This is a genomic window from Streptomyces sp. NPDC054932 (assembly GCF_053610205.1).
Genome location: NZ_JBSGXU010000092.1, coordinates 15,196 through 31,068, shown reverse-complemented (window position 1 = coordinate 31,068; position 15,873 = coordinate 15,196). Strand labels below are relative to the sequence as shown.

At 72.0% G+C, this 15,873-nt stretch carries 18 protein-coding genes and 1 pseudogene; 10 read left to right on the top strand and 9 right to left on the bottom strand.

Annotated features, from left to right (window positions below):
- Together ACWGE1_RS23710 and ACWGE1_RS23705 are read right to left on the bottom strand one after the other, a co-directional pair.
- On the bottom strand, positions 1 to 667 hold a 667-nt coding region (locus ACWGE1_RS23710; RefSeq protein ID WP_453422497.1), incomplete at its 3' end, for a hypothetical protein.
- An 86-nt stretch (positions 668 to 753) separates the two neighbouring features.
- Complete coding sequence (locus ACWGE1_RS23705) at positions 754 to 1,257, bottom strand: hypothetical protein (RefSeq protein WP_453422496.1); 504 nt, start codon at positions 1,255 to 1,257, stop codon at positions 754 to 756.
- A 104-nt stretch (positions 1,258 to 1,361) separates the two neighbouring features.
- Here ACWGE1_RS23705 and ACWGE1_RS23700 point away from each other — a divergent pair, with 104 nt between their 5' ends.
- The gene (locus ACWGE1_RS23700) at positions 1,362 to 2,306 is read left to right on the top strand and encodes a hypothetical protein (RefSeq protein WP_453422495.1); all 945 of its coding nucleotides are present in this window, start codon (positions 1,362 to 1,364) and stop codon (positions 2,304 to 2,306) included.
- Here ACWGE1_RS23700 and ACWGE1_RS23695 read toward each other — a convergent pair.
- Positions 2,270 to 3,157, bottom strand: coding sequence for an immunity 49 family protein (locus ACWGE1_RS23695; protein ID WP_453422494.1), 888 nt, complete (start codon positions 3,155 to 3,157; stop codon positions 2,270 to 2,272). The two genes, ACWGE1_RS23700 and ACWGE1_RS23695, sit on opposite strands and share 37 nt — an antisense overlap.
- Before the next feature lie 166 nt (positions 3,158 to 3,323).
- On the opposite strand from ACWGE1_RS23695, the gene ACWGE1_RS23690 reads away from it, so the two are divergent.
- The 4 genes and pseudogenes from ACWGE1_RS23690 (at position 3,324) to ACWGE1_RS23675 (ending at position 6,294) form a co-directional block, all read left to right on the top strand.
- On the top strand, positions 3,324 to 3,917 hold the full coding sequence (locus ACWGE1_RS23690) for a TetR/AcrR family transcriptional regulator (RefSeq protein WP_453422493.1): 594 nt from the start codon (positions 3,324 to 3,326) through the stop codon (positions 3,915 to 3,917).
- Positions 3,914 to 4,749, top strand: a pseudogene (locus ACWGE1_RS23685) (alpha/beta fold hydrolase). The gene ACWGE1_RS23690 and the pseudogene ACWGE1_RS23685 overlap by 4 nt, the downstream one beginning before the upstream one ends.
- 107 nt (positions 4,750 to 4,856) lie before the next feature.
- Complete coding sequence (locus ACWGE1_RS23680) at positions 4,857 to 5,486, top strand: class I SAM-dependent methyltransferase (protein ID WP_453422492.1); 630 nt, start codon at positions 4,857 to 4,859, stop codon at positions 5,484 to 5,486.
- Between the two features lie 310 nt (positions 5,487 to 5,796).
- Positions 5,797 to 6,294 carry an N-acetyltransferase family protein gene (locus ACWGE1_RS23675; protein WP_453422491.1) on the top strand — a complete coding sequence of 166 codons (498 nt, stop codon included), beginning with the start codon at positions 5,797 to 5,799 and terminating at the stop codon, positions 6,292 to 6,294.
- Positions 6,295 to 6,436: 142 nt separating this feature from the next.
- Here ACWGE1_RS23675 and ACWGE1_RS23670 read toward each other — a convergent pair whose 3' ends face one another.
- Positions 6,437 to 6,703 carry a hypothetical protein gene (locus tag ACWGE1_RS23670; RefSeq protein WP_453422490.1) on the bottom strand — a complete coding sequence of 89 codons (267 nt, stop codon included), beginning with the start codon at positions 6,701 to 6,703 and terminating at the stop codon, positions 6,437 to 6,439.
- 180 nt (positions 6,704 to 6,883) lie between these two features.
- Between ACWGE1_RS23670 and ACWGE1_RS23665 the strand changes: the two genes are divergently transcribed.
- The 3 genes from ACWGE1_RS23665 (at position 6,884) to ACWGE1_RS23655 (ending at position 10,902) form a co-directional block, all read left to right on the top strand.
- A complete protein-coding gene (locus ACWGE1_RS23665; RefSeq protein WP_453422489.1) occupies positions 6,884 to 7,927 on the top strand; it encodes a winged helix-turn-helix domain-containing protein in 1,044 nt (347 codons plus the stop codon).
- A 245-nt stretch (positions 7,928 to 8,172) separates the two neighbouring features.
- A complete protein-coding gene (gene zwf / locus ACWGE1_RS23660) occupies positions 8,173 to 9,669 on the top strand; it encodes a glucose-6-phosphate dehydrogenase (protein WP_453422488.1) in 1,497 nt (498 codons plus the stop codon).
- Positions 9,670 to 9,783: 114 nt separating this feature from the next.
- The gene (locus tag ACWGE1_RS23655; protein ID WP_453422487.1) at positions 9,784 to 10,902 is read left to right on the top strand and encodes an acyl-CoA dehydrogenase; all 1,119 of its coding nucleotides are present in this window, start codon (positions 9,784 to 9,786) and stop codon (positions 10,900 to 10,902) included.
- A gap of 134 nt (positions 10,903 to 11,036) precedes the next feature.
- Here the strand turns inward: ACWGE1_RS23655 and ACWGE1_RS23650 are convergent, their stop codons facing one another.
- The 4 genes from ACWGE1_RS23650 to ACWGE1_RS23635 all read right to left on the bottom strand — a co-directional run bounded on the left by ACWGE1_RS23650 (position 11,037) and on the right by ACWGE1_RS23635 (position 13,465).
- The gene (locus ACWGE1_RS23650; protein WP_453422486.1) at positions 11,037 to 11,660 is read right to left on the bottom strand and encodes a histidine phosphatase family protein; all 624 of its coding nucleotides are present in this window, start codon (positions 11,658 to 11,660) and stop codon (positions 11,037 to 11,039) included.
- Positions 11,661 to 11,804: 144 nt separating this feature from the next.
- A complete protein-coding gene (locus tag ACWGE1_RS23645) occupies positions 11,805 to 12,701 on the bottom strand; it encodes a GNAT family N-acetyltransferase (protein ID WP_453422485.1) in 897 nt (298 codons plus the stop codon).
- 43 nt (positions 12,702 to 12,744) lie between these two features.
- Positions 12,745 to 12,879 (bottom strand): hypothetical protein, encoded by a 135-nt coding sequence (locus ACWGE1_RS23640; RefSeq protein WP_453422484.1) that lies wholly within the window; start codon positions 12,877 to 12,879, stop codon positions 12,745 to 12,747.
- 172 nt (positions 12,880 to 13,051) lie between these two features.
- Positions 13,052 to 13,465, bottom strand: coding sequence for an SgcJ/EcaC family oxidoreductase (locus ACWGE1_RS23635; RefSeq protein WP_453422483.1), 414 nt, complete (start codon positions 13,463 to 13,465; stop codon positions 13,052 to 13,054).
- Positions 13,466 to 13,556: 91 nt separating this feature from the next.
- Between ACWGE1_RS23635 and ACWGE1_RS23630 the strand changes: the two genes are divergently transcribed.
- Entirely contained in the window at positions 13,557 to 14,114 is a 558-nt protein-coding gene (locus tag ACWGE1_RS23630) for a hypothetical protein (RefSeq protein WP_453422482.1), read from the top strand.
- A gap of 66 nt (positions 14,115 to 14,180) precedes the next feature.
- On the opposite strand, the gene ACWGE1_RS23625 is transcribed toward ACWGE1_RS23630, so the two are convergent.
- Entirely contained in the window at positions 14,181 to 14,768 is a 588-nt protein-coding gene (locus tag ACWGE1_RS23625) for a TetR family transcriptional regulator (protein WP_453422481.1), read from the bottom strand.
- A 102-nt stretch (positions 14,769 to 14,870) separates the two neighbouring features.
- On the opposite strand from ACWGE1_RS23625, the gene ACWGE1_RS23620 reads away from it, so the two are divergent.
- A complete protein-coding gene (locus ACWGE1_RS23620) occupies positions 14,871 to 15,854 on the top strand; it encodes an aldo/keto reductase (protein WP_453422480.1) in 984 nt (327 codons plus the stop codon).
- The last annotated feature ends 19 nt before the right edge of the window (positions 15,855 to 15,873 follow it).

The window sequence follows — 15,873 nt, the reverse complement described above, 5'->3', positions numbered from 1 at the left end:
CGTCCGCGGCCCGTTCCCGGGCCGCCGCCCTCCGGGTCCGGCGCTTCTCAGCGGCCCGCTCGTCCACCGGCCGGACCGGGGCGACCGTGGCGGGAGCGGGTGCGGGAGCGGGTGCGGGAGCGGGAGCGGGAGCGGAAGCGGGTGCGGGGGCGGCAGGCGGGGGCACGGCGCCCGGGGCGGGCTCCAGCCCGTCGAAGCCCACGGCCACGGCCGGCGCCTTCACCAGGCAGCCGGTCGCCCATTGCCGGGCGGCGTCCTCATCGGCCAGCAGTCCGTGGAAGATCTCCGCGACCTCGCGCAGCACCGTCTCCCGAAGCCGCTCCCCCGCCCCGGCCGCCAGCTGTCCGGCCTCCCCGGCCAGTGCGCCGATCACCCGGTGCTGCTCGTGCGACAGCGCACGCATCCGCCCGCCGTCGAGCTCCCGGTACGCACGGCGCAGCTCGGTGCCCAGGCGCAGCAGCGCCTCGGCCTGGTCCGGATCGGTACGGGCCAGCAGGTTCACCGCCCATACGGCCAGGGTCGGCTTGCGCAGGGCGCCGATCGCGGCCACGGCAGCGGTGTCCTTGTCCCGGCGGGCCCGGGCCGCGTAGCCGTCGCGGGCGGCGGTGAAGTCCGCCGGCTTCAGTCCGTACAACTCGAGGATCACCGCGTCCACGTCCATGCTCATACCGGCCACCCTGCCCCGCACAGCGGCCGCGGCCCCTGCCGCCACGTCGCCTTCCGCGCAGGTTCATCCCCGGGACTCCGAGCCGCTCACTGCTCCGTCGGCCGTTCCAGAACGCGCAGCGCGGCCCGTGCCGCCTCTCTTCGCTCCGCCCGCGCGAGCGATTCCAGGGCCGCGCGATCGGCGCACGCGCACACCTCGCGCAACTCCGTGGTGAGATCGAACCCGATCTCCTGCCGGACCCAGTCCGCGATGACCAGTGCGTCGGCGACGACAGCGGGGTCGGCGGCGACCTCCGGCCCGAGCAGGGGCAGCCCGCCGTCATTGGCGCCGTGCGCGAGCGCGAGGGCCACGAGCGTCCACCGCGCCGTCCGGTCGCTCGCATCTCGTTGCAGCCGCCCGGCCGCGAAGACTCCCAGCTTGTGGATCGTGGCTCGGTCATTGGCCCAGCCCCGCCAGAACTCGTCGCGGCGCGGGAGGGCTTCCAGAGCCCCGAGCCCGTCCTGCAGGGCCTGCACCATGCGTTCGGCGAACTCCGCGTGTCCGGTGTCCCGTCCGGACTGTCGCAGCCGATCGGCCAAGTGCGGGCTCATGGGTGGCGGTCCTCCGGGTGGTTCGCGTACGGGGGCGGCAGGGCTCGGGACCCGGGGAGGGTGCGGGGAGAGTGGGGGCGGGGTGCGGGGATATTCTCGCGGACGTGACTTTCCGGAAAGCAGTGGCCACGGCCGAGGGCCCGCCGACGACGGCCCGGTTGCGGGCGGTGCTGGCCCGTGCCGCGCGCGTCGTGATCGTCGAGGGTTCGGTCGCGGCAGACGAGGCCGATTCCACCGACCGGCCGCGGATCGTCGTGACCGGTTCCGGGATCGCCGACCTGGCCGAGCTGCTGGCCGTCGTGGACGGCGGGACCGGCGACCGCTGCCTGTGCTCCGGCTGGCCGACGGTCGTGGTGCACGACCCGAACGGCGAGCTGCTGGCCCGGTGGACGCTGCACCACCAGGACGGTCTCCGAGGGCTCGGTGACTGCGACGCCGATCTGCGGGACGGTCCGGCACTCACCGAATGGCTGGCCGGTCGCGGTCTGACCGGATCGCGGGAGGTCCAGGCGGAACTGGCCCTCGAGGAGGCGGATGCCGAGCGGCGCCGGATGCGTTGGGTACGGGCCGCACCGGACGGGCTGGCCGGGGTCGCCGCGGACGTGGCTCGCCCGCCGGGGCGCGACCTCGTGGCCTGGTCGCATCAATTGCAGGAAGCCAAGGACCGGCTCGCCGCTCTCGCCCGCCGCCGCTACCCCGACGGGACGGAGCGGATTCGCGCCCTGCTGGCATGGGCCGGGATCCGCTCCGGGGAGTCCGGCGGCTCGATGTGGTACGACATGGCCGTGCAAGGCCTGCTGCTGGCCGAGGCCCCCGGCCTCGTCCTCACCGCCTTCACCGCCGAGCGGCCTTCGACCCCGCTCCAACTCGACGGAGCGGCCGAACTGTTCGGCACGCTCGAATGGACCGGGGCACACGGCAAGGGGCTTCCGGAGCCGCTGAGGTCCCTGCTGATCGCGCACATCGAAGCGGCCGGAACCGAAGCCATGAAGTTCCGGATGGGTCACGGCCATTACGGCGCGAAGCCCGGCAAGGGGGCAGGGAGGTAGCCGGACCGGACGCCCAGCACCCACCCGTGCACCTGCGCGGCGAGGGTGGCCAGGGCGAGGGCGCCGAGCGGCAGGAGTGACCGGGGAGCGGGATCAGGGCCCCGGCTCTCCCGGTGTGCGACGAGCCGGGCCACGAGGGCCTCTTCGAAGGCGGCCTGGTCGTCGTCGAGGAGCACGCGAAGGAGACGCTGATCCGGAGTCAGCCCGCCTGCTGCGTCCAGCTTGCGGGCCGCCTCCGCGCGCTCTGCGGCGTCCGGCTTGCCCAACGCGACCCTGGGCCACTCGTACGGCCGGTCCGCCGGGGGCCGGGTCAGATAGCCGCACAGTGCGTCCATGGCGGCGAGGTCCGCGGGGTCGGACGTGGAGTCCAGCGCCGAGTAGGGCACTCCGTCGCGGATCGCGGGCGCGTAGTCGTCCACCAGGAGCGGCCCGATCATCTGCCGCCATTCCCGGATCAGGCCGCTGGACACGCACAACTCGAAGGCGTCGATCCAAGTTCCGGCCGTGGGGGCCTGCTTCACGAAGTCGCGGAAGACGAGGGTGTCGCTGCTGAGCGACTCGTCGATGAGGGAGAAGGTGACTTCCTGGTCGCCGTCGGGAAAGCAGCCGGCACTCAGTACCCCGAGGGAGCACTCCGCCGCGGTCAGCAGCGCCACACGCATCGACTCGTCGGCCACCGGGGTCTCCACGGCGCGCGCTGCGGCGTGGTCGAGGAGATCGTCCTGCATCTCCTCCAACTTCCCCACCGACAGGCACCCGTAGCGCATGTCGTGCCAATGGCCGAACGTCCGGCTTCTGATATCCCTCAGCGCCAGGGCGATCGCCTCGCCGCTGACTTCATGACACGCCACTTCCTGCACGATCGCTGTCTCCTCGTGATCTCTTCTGTTCGAACGCAGGACGCTACCAGCGGGCACCGACATGCCCTGGTCCGCCCAATGCCACAGGCACACCTTCCATTTGGCATTCCTAGGACCATTAGGTTAAAACTAGAGCCCCTAGGAATTGGGAGGATGCATGCCACGGGCAGGGCTTACGGCGGAGCGCGTGACGATCGCGGGCGCCGAGCTGGCGGACGAGGTCGGGCTCGGCCAGGTGACCATGTCGCAGGTGGCGCGGCGGCTGGGCGTGAAGGACGCGAGCCTCTACGCCCATGTCCGGGGCCTCGAGGATCTGCGCGGCCGCATCGCACTGCTGGCGGCGGACGAGAAGACCATCCGCATCGCGGAGGCGACCTCCGGGCGGGCGGGCAAGGACGCACTGGTCGCGTTCGCCAACGCCTGGCGGGAGTACGCCCACACATGTCCGGGCCGCTACACGGCGACGCAGACTCCGATCCGGATCGACCCCGAACTCGCCGCGGAGGCGCCCGGCCCACGGCGTGCGGTCGAGCTGACCTACGGCATGCTGCGCGGCTACGGGCTGGCCGAACCCGATCTGACCGACGCGGTCCGGTTGCTGCGCAGCACGTTCCACGGCTTCGTCGCCCTGGAGGCGGCGGGCGGGTTCGCGCACGAGCGTTCACCGCAGCAGTCCTGGGTCCGCGCGCTCGACGCCCTCCACACCCTCCTGGAGCACTGGCCCCCGTCCCGAGAAGGAGACTCCGCATGACCGGCCCGACCCTTGGCAGCCTGCGTGTGAACGGCGCGACCCTGCACTACGAAGTCCGTGGCCGGGGCCCGCTCCTGCTGCTGATCCCCGGAGGGACGGGCGGTGCGGCCGCCTTCGACGGCGTCGCCGACGACCTGGCCGCCGACTGGACCGTCGCGACCTACGACCCGCGCGGCATGTCCCGAAGCACGCTGGACGACCCCGAGGCCGAGCAGCGCGTGGCCGAACACGCCGACGACGCATTCCGGGTACTGGAACTGCTGTCGCCCGGTGAGCCCGCGCGCGTTTTCGGCTCCAGCTCGGGGCGATCGCCGCCCTGCACCTGCTCACCACCCGTCCCGAACGCATCGCACGCCTCGTGGCGCACGAGCCGCCGGTGGTCGAGGTCCTGCCGGACGCCTCCGAACACCGCGTGCTCCTCGCTCAGGTGCAGGCAACGCTCCACGCAGAGGGACTCATGCCGGCGATGGCCGTGTTCGCCGCGGGTCTCAAGAAGGGCGGCGATGCGAACAGGCCGCAGGCCGAGATCGAGCTTCCGCCGCAGGCAGCGGCACGGGTCGAGCGGACGATGGCCAACCTGCCCTACTTCGTGGGCCGCATCGTGCCGGGCTTCATGTCCTACGCCCCTGACATCCACCTGCTCGAGGCACTGTCGGACCGGCTCGTGCTCGCCTGCGGCCAGGACTCACGCGGCGAGCTGCCGTACCGCCCGGCCGCCTTGCTCGCCGAGCATCTCGGCACGGAACTCCTGCACTTCCCCGGCGGGCACACCGGCCTGACCACGCACCCGGCCGAATTCGGCGAGCTCCTTCGGCAGACCTTCCAAGCCTAGATCGTCCCTTTCGGATCTTGCCGGGCCCGCGCCGCGTCCGTCGCCTCGCCTCGCCTCGCCTCGACCTGCCACGAGATCAATTGCCCGACCGGCTTAGAGTCCTTCCTGTGGCAGATCATCAGGATGAGACCAGGGCGGCCTACGACGGGGTCGTCGAGCTGTACGCGTCGCTGTTCGCAGACCGGCTGGAGACGCAGCCGTTCGCCCGGGCCATGATCGGCACCTTCGCCGAACTGGTGCGCGCGACGGGCAACACACGGGCAGCGGACGTGGGGTGCGGGCCCGGACATCTGACGGCCATGCTGCACGAACTGGGCCTGGACGCCTTCGGGCTCGACCTCTCCCCCGGCATGATCGACCACGCCCGGCGGGCCCGTCCGGCGCTGCGCTTCCAGGAGGCGCGGATGGAGGCCCTGCCGGTCGAGGACGGCGCGCTCGGCGGCGTCCTGGCCCACTACTCGATGATCCACACCCCGCCGGGGGAACTGCCGGAGCTGCTCGCCGAGCAGGTACGCGTCCTGGCGCCGGGCGGCCTGCTCCTGGTCTCCTTCTTCGGGACCGACGGACCGGAGCCGGTCCGATTCGACCACAAGGTGACGCCTGCCTACAGCTGGCCGGTGGACCGCCTCGCCGGACTGCTGGCCGACGCCGGGCTCGTGCCCTTCGCCCGGCTGCTCCACGACCCTGCCTCCGAACGGGGCTTCCTCGACGCCCACCTGCTGGCGCGCCGTTCGTAGCGCGATCCATGGACCCACTTCCCCGAGATCACCACCCGTGGACCACTGCGCCCAGCAGGAGGCCGAGATCCGCCGTGCGGGGCTCGACCGGCTCGTCCATGGCCGGGTGATCTCCGAGGCGGTCGGCCCACCCATGCCGGCGGGGACGTCGCCACCGCGATCGACCACATCATCGGTGCGGCGAGAGAGGGGGCGCCGACCGGAGCGGTCCGTTTCGACGTCCTCGGGACACGGCGGCCACCCGCCCGCAATTGCCGGGCGGTCACGATGCCGACTCCTTTACGGTGCCGGGATGTTGACCGTACGAGCGATGACCGAAGCCGACGTTGCGGCCGTATCAGCGATCCGAGTGGGCGGCTGGAAGGCCGCATACGCCGGGATGGTGCCCCAGTCCTACCTCGACCGCATGACCGTCGAAGCCGATGCGTGCGCGCGCCGACAGCACTTCAGCACGTCGGGCGGGGGCGCGATCAACCTGGTGGCGGTCAACACCCGTGGAGAGATCGTGGGTTGGGCCTGTTTCGGGCCCGAACGCATCGCGGGAACACGTGCGCCCACGGGTGAGCTCTACGCCCTGTACGTTCAGCCCTCACTCATCGGGTCCGGAATCGGTCGCACGCTGATCGAATCCGTCCATGCTCACGCTCCGGCCCAGGGCTTCGACTCGGTGCTCCTGTGGGTACTCACCGAGAACAGCACGGCGCGGCGCTTCTACGAACGAGCCGGATACGTCGCCGATGGTGGCGTCCAGGTCGACGACTACGACGGAGTGGCCGTGCCCGAGGTGCGCTACCGACGCACCCTGTAGATGTGGAGCCCGGCCCCGGCGGTGGGATCGCCGGGGCCGGGCCCTTGCGTCAGGTCAGCGGATCGTACTCGCGGACCTGTGGGCGGCCCCCGTCCTCACCCTCGAACGGCTCTCCCGCGCGTGTCTCCGGGAAGCCGGTCGATCACACCCACAGGTAGAGGTCGTACAATCCTCCGGCGTTCCGGACGCACTTGGCCTTGCCGACATAGGAATCCCGCAGCCAGATGCACTCCGACCTGCTGAACTCGCCGATGTGATCCCAGGCCGGGACCCCGGCCGGTGTCAGGTGGGCGGGTGCGCCGGCGGCCGTGCCCGGAGGGGTCGCCGCCGAGGCCCCCGTCGTGGTCATCATGACGACGGCCGCGCTGGTGGCAAGTGTGGCGAGGACCCGTATCACTGTCGTGCGCATGACTTCTCCCTTTCCTGGGGTCTGCCGAGGCCGTTCCCCCGTCATCCGGCACTCAGCGGGAAGTGACGCTCTGTCGAACAGGATTCACGCCCGCCCCCGGGCAGATCGACTCGTTTCGGACTCCCCCGAATCGAGGGCAGAGGGAAGCATTCGGCCCAGGCGGGTGAGGAGGAGGCCGGTGTGCTGCGACTGCACTTCACCGCGGAGGACCTGGCGCGGGTGAGGGTCGACGTGCTGGGTCCGCTCGCGGAGACCTCGCTCGGTCTGTGGAACCTCCAGCGGCGTGACGGCAAGGCGCTGTTCGGCGGCTGGCGTGCGCGCACCGGCCCGCTCGTCACGGGGGACGGGCCGCACGCCGCGAGGTTCCTCGGTTCTCCGGCCGGAGCCCTGGTGGACCTGTTCACCCTGGTGGGCCCTGCGGGCTGTATCAGCGAGGGCCTGGAGCGGCTGGTCAGCGCGCCCGAGGGTCGGCTGCGCGAGGAGTTCGGCGTGTGCGCCGGTACGAGCAGGCTGCGGACCGATTGGCTGTCCGGGGTGACGGCGGCGGAGCAGCGGGCCGTGGGGCGTCTCGCCGCCGCGCTGCAGGAGTGCCACCGGGTGGCGGTCGCCTCGTACTGGGGGCGGATCCGCCATCACCTGGACGGGGAGGTGGCGCGCCGAGGGCGCCTGATGGTGCAGGGCGGGGTGACGGCGTTGCTGGAGAGCCTGGGCCCGATGGCCGTGTGGAAGCCCCCCGTGCTGGAGATCCCGGGCTATCGCCCGCTCGTCCACCCGTCCGCCGACTTCCACCTGGCGGGGCGCCCGCTGGTCCTGGCCCCGTCGGTGTTCTGCGGACCGGTTCCGCAGCTGTTCACCGGTCCGCGGGCCGATGCCATGGTGATGGTCTATCCGGCTCTGCACGATCCGGTCGACGCGGCCGGGCTGTGGGCTCCCCCGGCCGAGGCACGCCACGTGGATGCTCCCGTACCGCCGGCGCTGTCCGCGCTGCTCGGCCGTACCCGGGCGGTCGTGCTGTGCGTGATAGCCGACCATCCCGCGTGTACGACGACGCAGCTGGCCCGGAGGGCGGGGATCTCGCCGGCCAGCGCCAGCGAGCACGCCACCACGCTGCGCGGCGCCGGACTGACCGCCCTCACCCGGGAGCGGAAGGCTGCCCTCCATACGCTGACCCACCTCGGCCTGACCCTGCTCAACACCAACGCTTCCGCACCGGCCGGCATCTGAACGCGGGCCCGGCCGCCGCCTCGCCGCAGTGGGGGCGTGACCCGGGTGGGGGATTCCCGGGTGCCGGATCCCTGGTCAGCGGGCACAGTGGGGTCCTGAGGGCGAGAGGACCGTCCGGAACGGAAGTACGGCGATGCCCTCAGGCCCACCCGTGCACCCCGTACGAGCCGGTCTCGTGCGGTGGTCACCGGTCTCGTGCGCCGTGCCATGAAGCGCCCCGGCGCGGACGCGTGAGGATTCCCGCCATGACCCAGTCCGACCAGCCCGCCCGGTCCGCCCAGCCTGACCAGTCCGACCAGCCCGCCCGGTCCCCCGGGCCCGGCCCGGCGGATCACGTCATCGTCCTCGTCGGCGCCACGGGAGACCTGGCCCGGCGCAAACTGCTGCCCGGGCTCTTCCATCTCGCCGCGGCCGGGCTGATGCCGCAGCGCTACCGGATCGTCGGCTCCGCCCCCGCGTCCGAGTCCCTGAGCGACCAGGAGTTCCGCGCCCACGCACGGCAGGCCGTGGCGGAGTTCGGCCGCTCACGTCCCGAAGGCCCCGTATGGCAGGAGTTCGAGTCCGCGCTGTCCTTCGGCGCGGCCGACCCGAATGCCCCGGAGCCCCTGGTGGAGGCGGTGCACCGGGCCGAGCAGGCCCTCGGGGGCACTCCGCGGCGGCTCTTCCACCTCGCCGTGCCACCCGTCGCGTTCACCTCGGTCATCGACATCCTCGGCGCCACCGGCCTCGCGCAGGACGCCCGTGTCATCGTCGAGAAGCCGTTCGGGACCGACCTCGCGTCGGCCCGCGCGCTCAACGACGCCATCCACACCGTCTTCGACGAGTCCCGGGTGTTCCGGATCGACCACTTCCTGGGCAAGGAGGCGGTGGACAACATCCTGGCCCTCCGCTTCGCCAACGGTCTCTTCGAACCCCTCTGGAACCGCGAGCACATCAGCCACGTGCAGATCGACGTGCCCGAGCAGATCGACATCCAGGGCCGTGCGCACTTCTTCGAGGGCACGGGAACCTTCCGCGACATGATCGTCACCCACCTGTTCCAGCTGCTCGGTTTCGTGGCGATGGAGCCGCCGGTCGTCCTCGACGGCCAGTCGCTGCGGGACGAGCAGGTCAAGGTGTTCCGCAGCATCCGGCCGCTGGACCCGGCGCACGTCGTCCGCGGACAGTACACGGGCTACCGCGACGAGTCCGGGGTGGATCCGGCCTCGGACACCGAGACCTTCGTCGCCCTGCGCGTCGAGATCGACAATTGGCGGTGGGCCGGGGTCCCCTTCCACCTGCGCTCGGGCAAGGCACTGGCCGAGGGCCGGCACGTCGTCACCCTGGGCCTGCGCGAGCCCGTCCTGGGCATGTTCCCCCTGGACGCGCGGGCGGCAGCCGACGGCCGGGGCAACGAACTCGTCATCGACTTCGCCGATCCCGGCTCCATCACGGCCCGGTTCCTCGTCAAGGAGCCCGGACCCGCCATGCGGTTGGCACAGGCCGACATGGTCTTCGGCTACCGCAGCTCCTTCACGGCCGACAACTCGTTGGAGGGCTACGAGCACCTCCTTCTGGAGGCGATGCTCGGCGACCAGTCCTTCTTCACGCGGTCCGACGGCATCGAACGCCTGTGGGAGTTGTCCGCCCCGCTGCTGGAAGGACCCCTTCCGGTGGAGCCGTACGCGCCCGGCACATGGGGCCCGGAGAGCATCGACGCGCTCGTCGCCCCCCACCGCTGGCACCTTCCCGACCACCACTGAGCTGACGGACGTTCCACGCCGGAAGCAGCCGCTGGCCACCGGCGTGCCGCCACCGCCGATCGGGAAGTGCTACGAACAGTCGTACGGGGCGGGATCGGAGCGGGGTGGTCGCTGATGCGAGGGGTACCGGGCGAGGAAACGGAGTTGGGGACGCCGCCGAGCCTGGCGGCCGAGCCGCTGATCGCGGCGGTCGCGCGCGTCGCGACGGCCGTGCTCCGGCCCGATGCGGAGCGCACGGCTGTGGAGGGCGTCTCCCGTACCCGGCTGGACGAGCTGGCCCGGAGCGGCGCCCACGGGATCGTCGGGTACGAGCCGGCGCCCGGCAGCGGTTGCACCGGCCGGCAGGTGATCCGCGAGGTCCACGAGATCCTGTCCGCCGTCGATCCGTCCACCTGGTTCGTCTACACCCAGCACTTCGGCCTCGTGAAGGCGCTGACCGGGAGCGCGGACGCCGGTCTGCGCAGCCGCTGGCTGCCCGGCCTGGTCACGGGCGTGAAGCAGGCCACGGCGGGCTTCGCCTTCCTGCGGCATCCGCAGCCGCCCGTGTCCGCGGAGCGGTGCGCGCAGGGGTGGCGACTGCGCGGGCGTGTGCCCTGGATGACCGGCTGGGGCCTCGCGGACATGGCGATCATCGGTGCCGTCACCGCCGATGATCAGGCCCTGTTCGTGCGCGTCGACTGCGCTCCGGGGCCCGGGAGCGGCTTGGTCGCTGTGGAATCGCCACCGCTGTGGGCCATGGGTGCGACCCGCACGGCCGCCGTTGAGCTGCGCGATCTCGTCGTGCCGCCGGCCGACGTGATCTCCATCGAGCCCAGGGAGCAGTGGGCCCGGTCCTACGACCTGGAGAACGCGAACGCCCAGCCGGCCGTCTTCGGCCATCTGCGCGCAGCCGTCGATCTGCTGCTGGCGGCTGCTCCGCGGGCCGGAGCCACGTACGAGACCCTCGCCCACCGGCTGGCGGCGGAGGCCGCCCGGCTGCGCGCCGAGGCGTACGCCCTGCGCGACGAGGTGGCCCCCGAGGAGGAGGTACCGGCCCGGATCGAGGTCCGGGCCGCAGCCCTGGACCTGGGGGTGAGGGCCGCGGCCGCCTGTGTGGCGGCGACCGGCGGCCGCGCCGTGCAGTACGGGAACACGGCGGGGCGGCTGGCGCGGGAGGCCTTGTTCCACCTGGTCCAGGCGCAGACGGCGCAGCTGCGGGAGGCCACGGCCGGCGTGACGCTCAGAGGGTTCTGAGGCGTGGCTCGATGCCCGGTTCATCGACGGTGACTTCATGGGCAGGTCGATCCGGCGCCGGAGGGTTCCCCGTCCCGCCCGCGGTGAGGGTCAGCGCCGGAGGACGTGTCCGGCTGTCACAGTGACGGGCACGTTCAGATGTGCATCTCGGGGGGAAACCCGGTCCAGCGCAGATCGGCGGGCAGATGCCGCATGTCGTTGGAGAGGAGGACGGAGGCCGGCCGGCCCGGCGCGTACCGGATGACCGTGAGCGCGGCGTTGCAGTGGTTGAGGCCGAGCCAGCGCCACTGGGGCGCATACATGGCGTCACGAACGAGCCAGGCGATCAGGAAGTTGTGGGTGACGATCAGTTCGTGCCGGTCCTGTTCACCGTCCACCGGCCCGGTGAACGCATCCAGCGCCTGGCGGGCCAGCGCAGGTCCGTGCTTCACCTCCTCCTCGGTGGCGTCGGCAAGGAAGCGGAGGAAGAAGTCCGCCGATTCCTCCGGGAGTTCGTCCCTCACCGGCATATGGGGGACGTAGTCACCGGCGACATCCGAGACGTGCAGGGGAACGTTCTTCAGCTGCTCCCCGATCAGGCGTGCGGTCTGCTCCGCCCGGGGCAGCGGACCGTGGTGGACAGCTGCGAGAGGGACGTCCCGGAGCCGTTCACCGACCAGGACGGCCTGCCGGCGCCCGCCCTCCGTCAGCCCGCCCTCCTCCGACACTGCCTCGCCGTGCCGGACCAGATAGAGGTATCGGGTAGCTGTGCCGGTCATCTCGAACTCCTCTGCGCCCAATGGTGATCTTGTGCATCGAGGGACGCCGGCCACACCGGTGCCGGTTGCTCACCGCATCAAAGAGATTCCCCCGGAGGGGGGCACGGACGTGGTTCGCGGTCCGTGCCCCCTGCCTCGCCCCGGCTACGCCTCGGCCGTGGGGTGGAAGTTGATGCGCTCGCGCACGACGGGGAAGCCGGCCTTCGCGAAGTTCGCGGCCATCGGGAAGTTGCCCCGGTCCGTTGCTCCGGTGACCGCCTCGGCGCCCTGCTCCACCAGGAAGTGGGTGCATTCCGCGAGCAGGTCGTAGGCGTAGCCGTGGCCGCGGTGTTCCGGCAGGACGCCGATGAAGCCGATGGTCGGTCCGGACGGGTTGTGGGCCGGGATGTGGATGCCGGCCGGCTCGCCCTCCGGGGTTCGCGCGACCTGCCACCACTCCCGCGGTGACGGGCACCAGTGGAAGAAGTCGAGCTCCTCCTGGGCGGCCCGGTCGAGGCCGCCCGCCTCGATGGCCTTCAGCGAGTGGGCGTCCAGGGTGGCCGCGTGGATGCGGCGCAGTGCGTCGAAGAAGACCGCGTCGTCGGGTTCGGCCTGGAAGCGGAGGCGTCCGGGCCGCTCGGGCAGTCCGCACTCCGGGGTCCAGCGGTACAGGAAGCGTTCCACCAGGAGCTCGTACCCGGCCGCACGGGCGGCGGCGAAGCGCGTCCCGGCGGCGGCCGCCGTGTCGGGCTGCTCGCGCCAGCCGCCGGGGAGGTTGATCTCGAGTTCGACCTGCCACGGGGCGGTGCGCAGGAGTTCGGCCCCTGCCGCTTCCTCGCCCTCGGCGACGTCGAACCAGTTGACGTTGACGGGCTCCTTGTCGTCGGAGCCGCCCCACCAGGCGGCGCGGGCGACGACCGTGCCGTCGCGCAGGGCCACGCGCTTCCAGTCCGGGCGGTGGGTGGTCCGCTGGTGCGCGGCACGTGCGTGCAGCGGGTCCGGGTGTGCGTCGAACAGATGGGCGTCGCTCTCGTCGAGCGCGCGGATGACCAGGTCGGTCATGATTCCTCCGGGATGCGTACTGCATGGAGCGCTCCCGGTCGGATCAGCCGTGCCACACCGGGGTGTCGGGGAGGGAGCGCTGGATGGTGGTGAACTGCACGGCACTCGCCTCCTTCCGTTCGTCTCGCACGGTGTGGTCCGGACCGGACGCTACCGGGTCGCCGTCGGGCTCGTCCACCGTATTGCCCCTGCCGGCCGCGGAAGGCAACGAGCGGTCGCGCCCGTCCGCGCCCGGCCCCGCCCGGAAAGCCGGGTGAACGTCGGCCCGGCCAACCGCCGTGCCCCGCCCGCTCCGACATGCCTCCGCATGGGAAAGATCCTTCCCGTGCCCGCCCCGTCCGGGTCCGCGTTCAGGTCGGGTCGGCCGCCACGACCTGGGTGTTCTGGCAGGCCGTCAGCAGCCAGCGGCCGTCCGCCTCCCGTGTCATCACGTAGAGCGGCGCGCCTTCGGTGTCGCCATCGGGCGAGCGGTAGAGCTGGCGAACCTTCACCGCCGCCACGTCCGGGCGCAGGAACCGGGTGTGAACCACCTCGTAGGTGACCTCGCCGTCCCAGGTCGCCGTCGGCAACACCGCCCGGGTGAACGCGGCGATCGCGTCGAGGCCGATGAGGACCTTCCCGTGCGCGGTGGTCCACAGCGCTTCGGGGTGGAACAGCGCCAGGAAGCCCTCGGCGTCCTTGGCCCGTTGGGTACGTTCGACAGTGGCGACGACCTGTTCGATCGCCTCGAGGGAAGCGGCCCGGGCCGCGTGTTCGATGTCCATGGACCTGATCATGTTTCCTCAACCGCACTTGAGGTCAAGCCCCGGCCGAACACAGGTGACGCCGCACCCCGGTACCGTGCAGGATCTGTCCATGGACAACAGGATCAAGGCACGGCTCGACGAGGCGGTGTCGTCAGGGGCTCTGGTCCGTGTCCACCGGTCGGCGATCCGGGAGGCGGATCGGCTCGACGGCTTCGTCGTCGGCACGGGTGCCGCGTGGACGCTGATCGCCCTCTGCAGTGACATCCAGCTCGACGGCTGGGCGGCGGTGCGCACCCCGGACATCACCAAGGTCCGGCGGCAGGGCGGCGAGGACTGCCTGACCGTCCGGGCGCTGCGCCGGCGCGGCCTCTGGCCGGCCCGGGCACCGCGGCCGGAGCTCGCGCTGGACGGGCCGGCGGAGTTGGCGAAGGGTGCCTCCGACGCCTTCGGGCTGGTGTCCCTCCACGTCGAGCGGCACGCGCCGGACGCCTGCTGGATCGGCGAGGTGGCCGAGGTACGGCCGAAGTCGCTGCGGCTGCGGGAGGTGGACACCGAGGCGCGGTGGCATCCGGAGCTGTCGAAGTTCCCGTTCAAGGACCTCACCCGGGTGGGCTTCGGCGGGCGGTACGAGCGGACCCTGCTGGAGTTCGCCGGCCCGTACCGCTGACGGGCCGCAGGGGCGCCCGCAGGCGCCCGCGGACCCCCTTCAGGCGCCCCGGCGCCGACCGGCGCCTCAGGCGTCGGCGGCCCGGGGCGCGGTGATCCGGCGGACCGACTCCACCACGGCCGTCCGGTGCTCGGCGAGGCGATCGGCCGGCCAGCCCGCGCCCGCCGCGCCCGCCGCCGGGCCGCCCATCGCACCGAACCAGGCCTGCGACAGGCCGATGACCAGGGTCAGCAGGTCGGCCGCGGCCGGCCGGGCATCGATCCGGCCCGCTTCCTGCGCCCGCCGCACCGCCGCGATCTTGCCCTCGTAGGACGAGGCCTCCGCGTCCGTGGACCCCGGGCGCTCCAGCTGCTTCCAGAGCACGAGCCGCATCAGCTCGGGCCGCTCGACGAGGTGGTCGAAGACGGCGCCCGCGTAGCCGGGCAGGTCGTCCGCGTCGAACGGGACGGACTCCGAGCCCGTCTCGAGGGCCCGCTGGAGCACGGCGTCGAAGAGCTGCTCCTTGTTGCCGTAGTAGACGTAGATGAGCCGCTTGTTCGCCTGCGCCGCCTCGGCGATGCGGTCGACGCGCGCGCCGGCGATGCCGTACGTCGCGAACTCGGTGAAGGCCGCGTCGAGCAGACGCGCCTTCGTCGCGTTGGAATCCCGTGCCATGAGCCGCAGCCTAGCAAGTAACTATCCGGTTATTGACAAACGGGAGCGACGCGTCGCAGACTCTATCTATCCAGTTAGTTACTTTCTTTCGAGGAGCACACCATGGAGATCCGCGCACTGGGCGGCCAGGGACTGAAGGTCGGCGCCGAAGGCCTCGGCCTGATGGGCATGAGCGCCCACTACGGCGCCACCGACGAGACCGAGTCCCTCGCCACGATCGACCGCGCACTGGAGCTGGGCGTCACCCTTCTCGACACCGCAGAGGGCTACGGCCCCTTCCGCAACGAGCAGCTCCTCGGCAAGGCCCTCGCCGGCCGCCGCGGGGCGGCCGTCGTCGCGACGAAGACCGGGGTCGAGTTCACCGACGACGGCGCCTTCGTCGGACACAACGCGACCCCCGAGTACATCCGCCGCTCGGCCGACCGCTCCCTGCGCCACCTGGGCACCGACCACATCGATCTCTACTACCTGCACCGCGTCGACCCGAACGTGCCGATCGAGGAGAGCGTCGGCGCACTGGCCGAGCTGGTCGAGGCCGGCAAGGTCCGCCACATCGGCCTGTGCGAGGTCTCCCCCACCACGATCGCCCGCGCCCACGCCGTGCACCCGCTGGCCGCCGTGCAGACCGAGTACAGCCTCTTCGAACGCGGCATCGAGCACGACGGCGTCCTCGACACCCTCCGCGAGCTGAACATCGGGCTCGTCGCCTACTCCCCGCTCGGCCGGGGCTTCCTCTCGGGCGCCATCACCAGCCCGGACGACTTCGCCGACGACGACTTCCGCCGCACCGACCCCCGCTTCCAGGGCGAGAACTTCCACCGCAACCTGGCCGTCGTGGACCAGGTGCGCCGACTCGCAGCCGAGAAGGGCGTCACCCCCTCGCAGCTGGCCCTGGCCTGGACCCTCCACCAGGGCGCCGTCCCCATCCCGGGCACCAAGCGCCGCCGCTACCTGGAGGAGAACGTCACCGCCACCACAGTGACGATCACCCCCGCGGAGCTCGCCGCCATCGACGCCGTGGCACCGCACGGCGTGGCCTCGGGCGACCGCTACGCCCCCGAGCTGATGGCCTCCCTGAACGGCTGACCCGAATGCCCCGGACGGG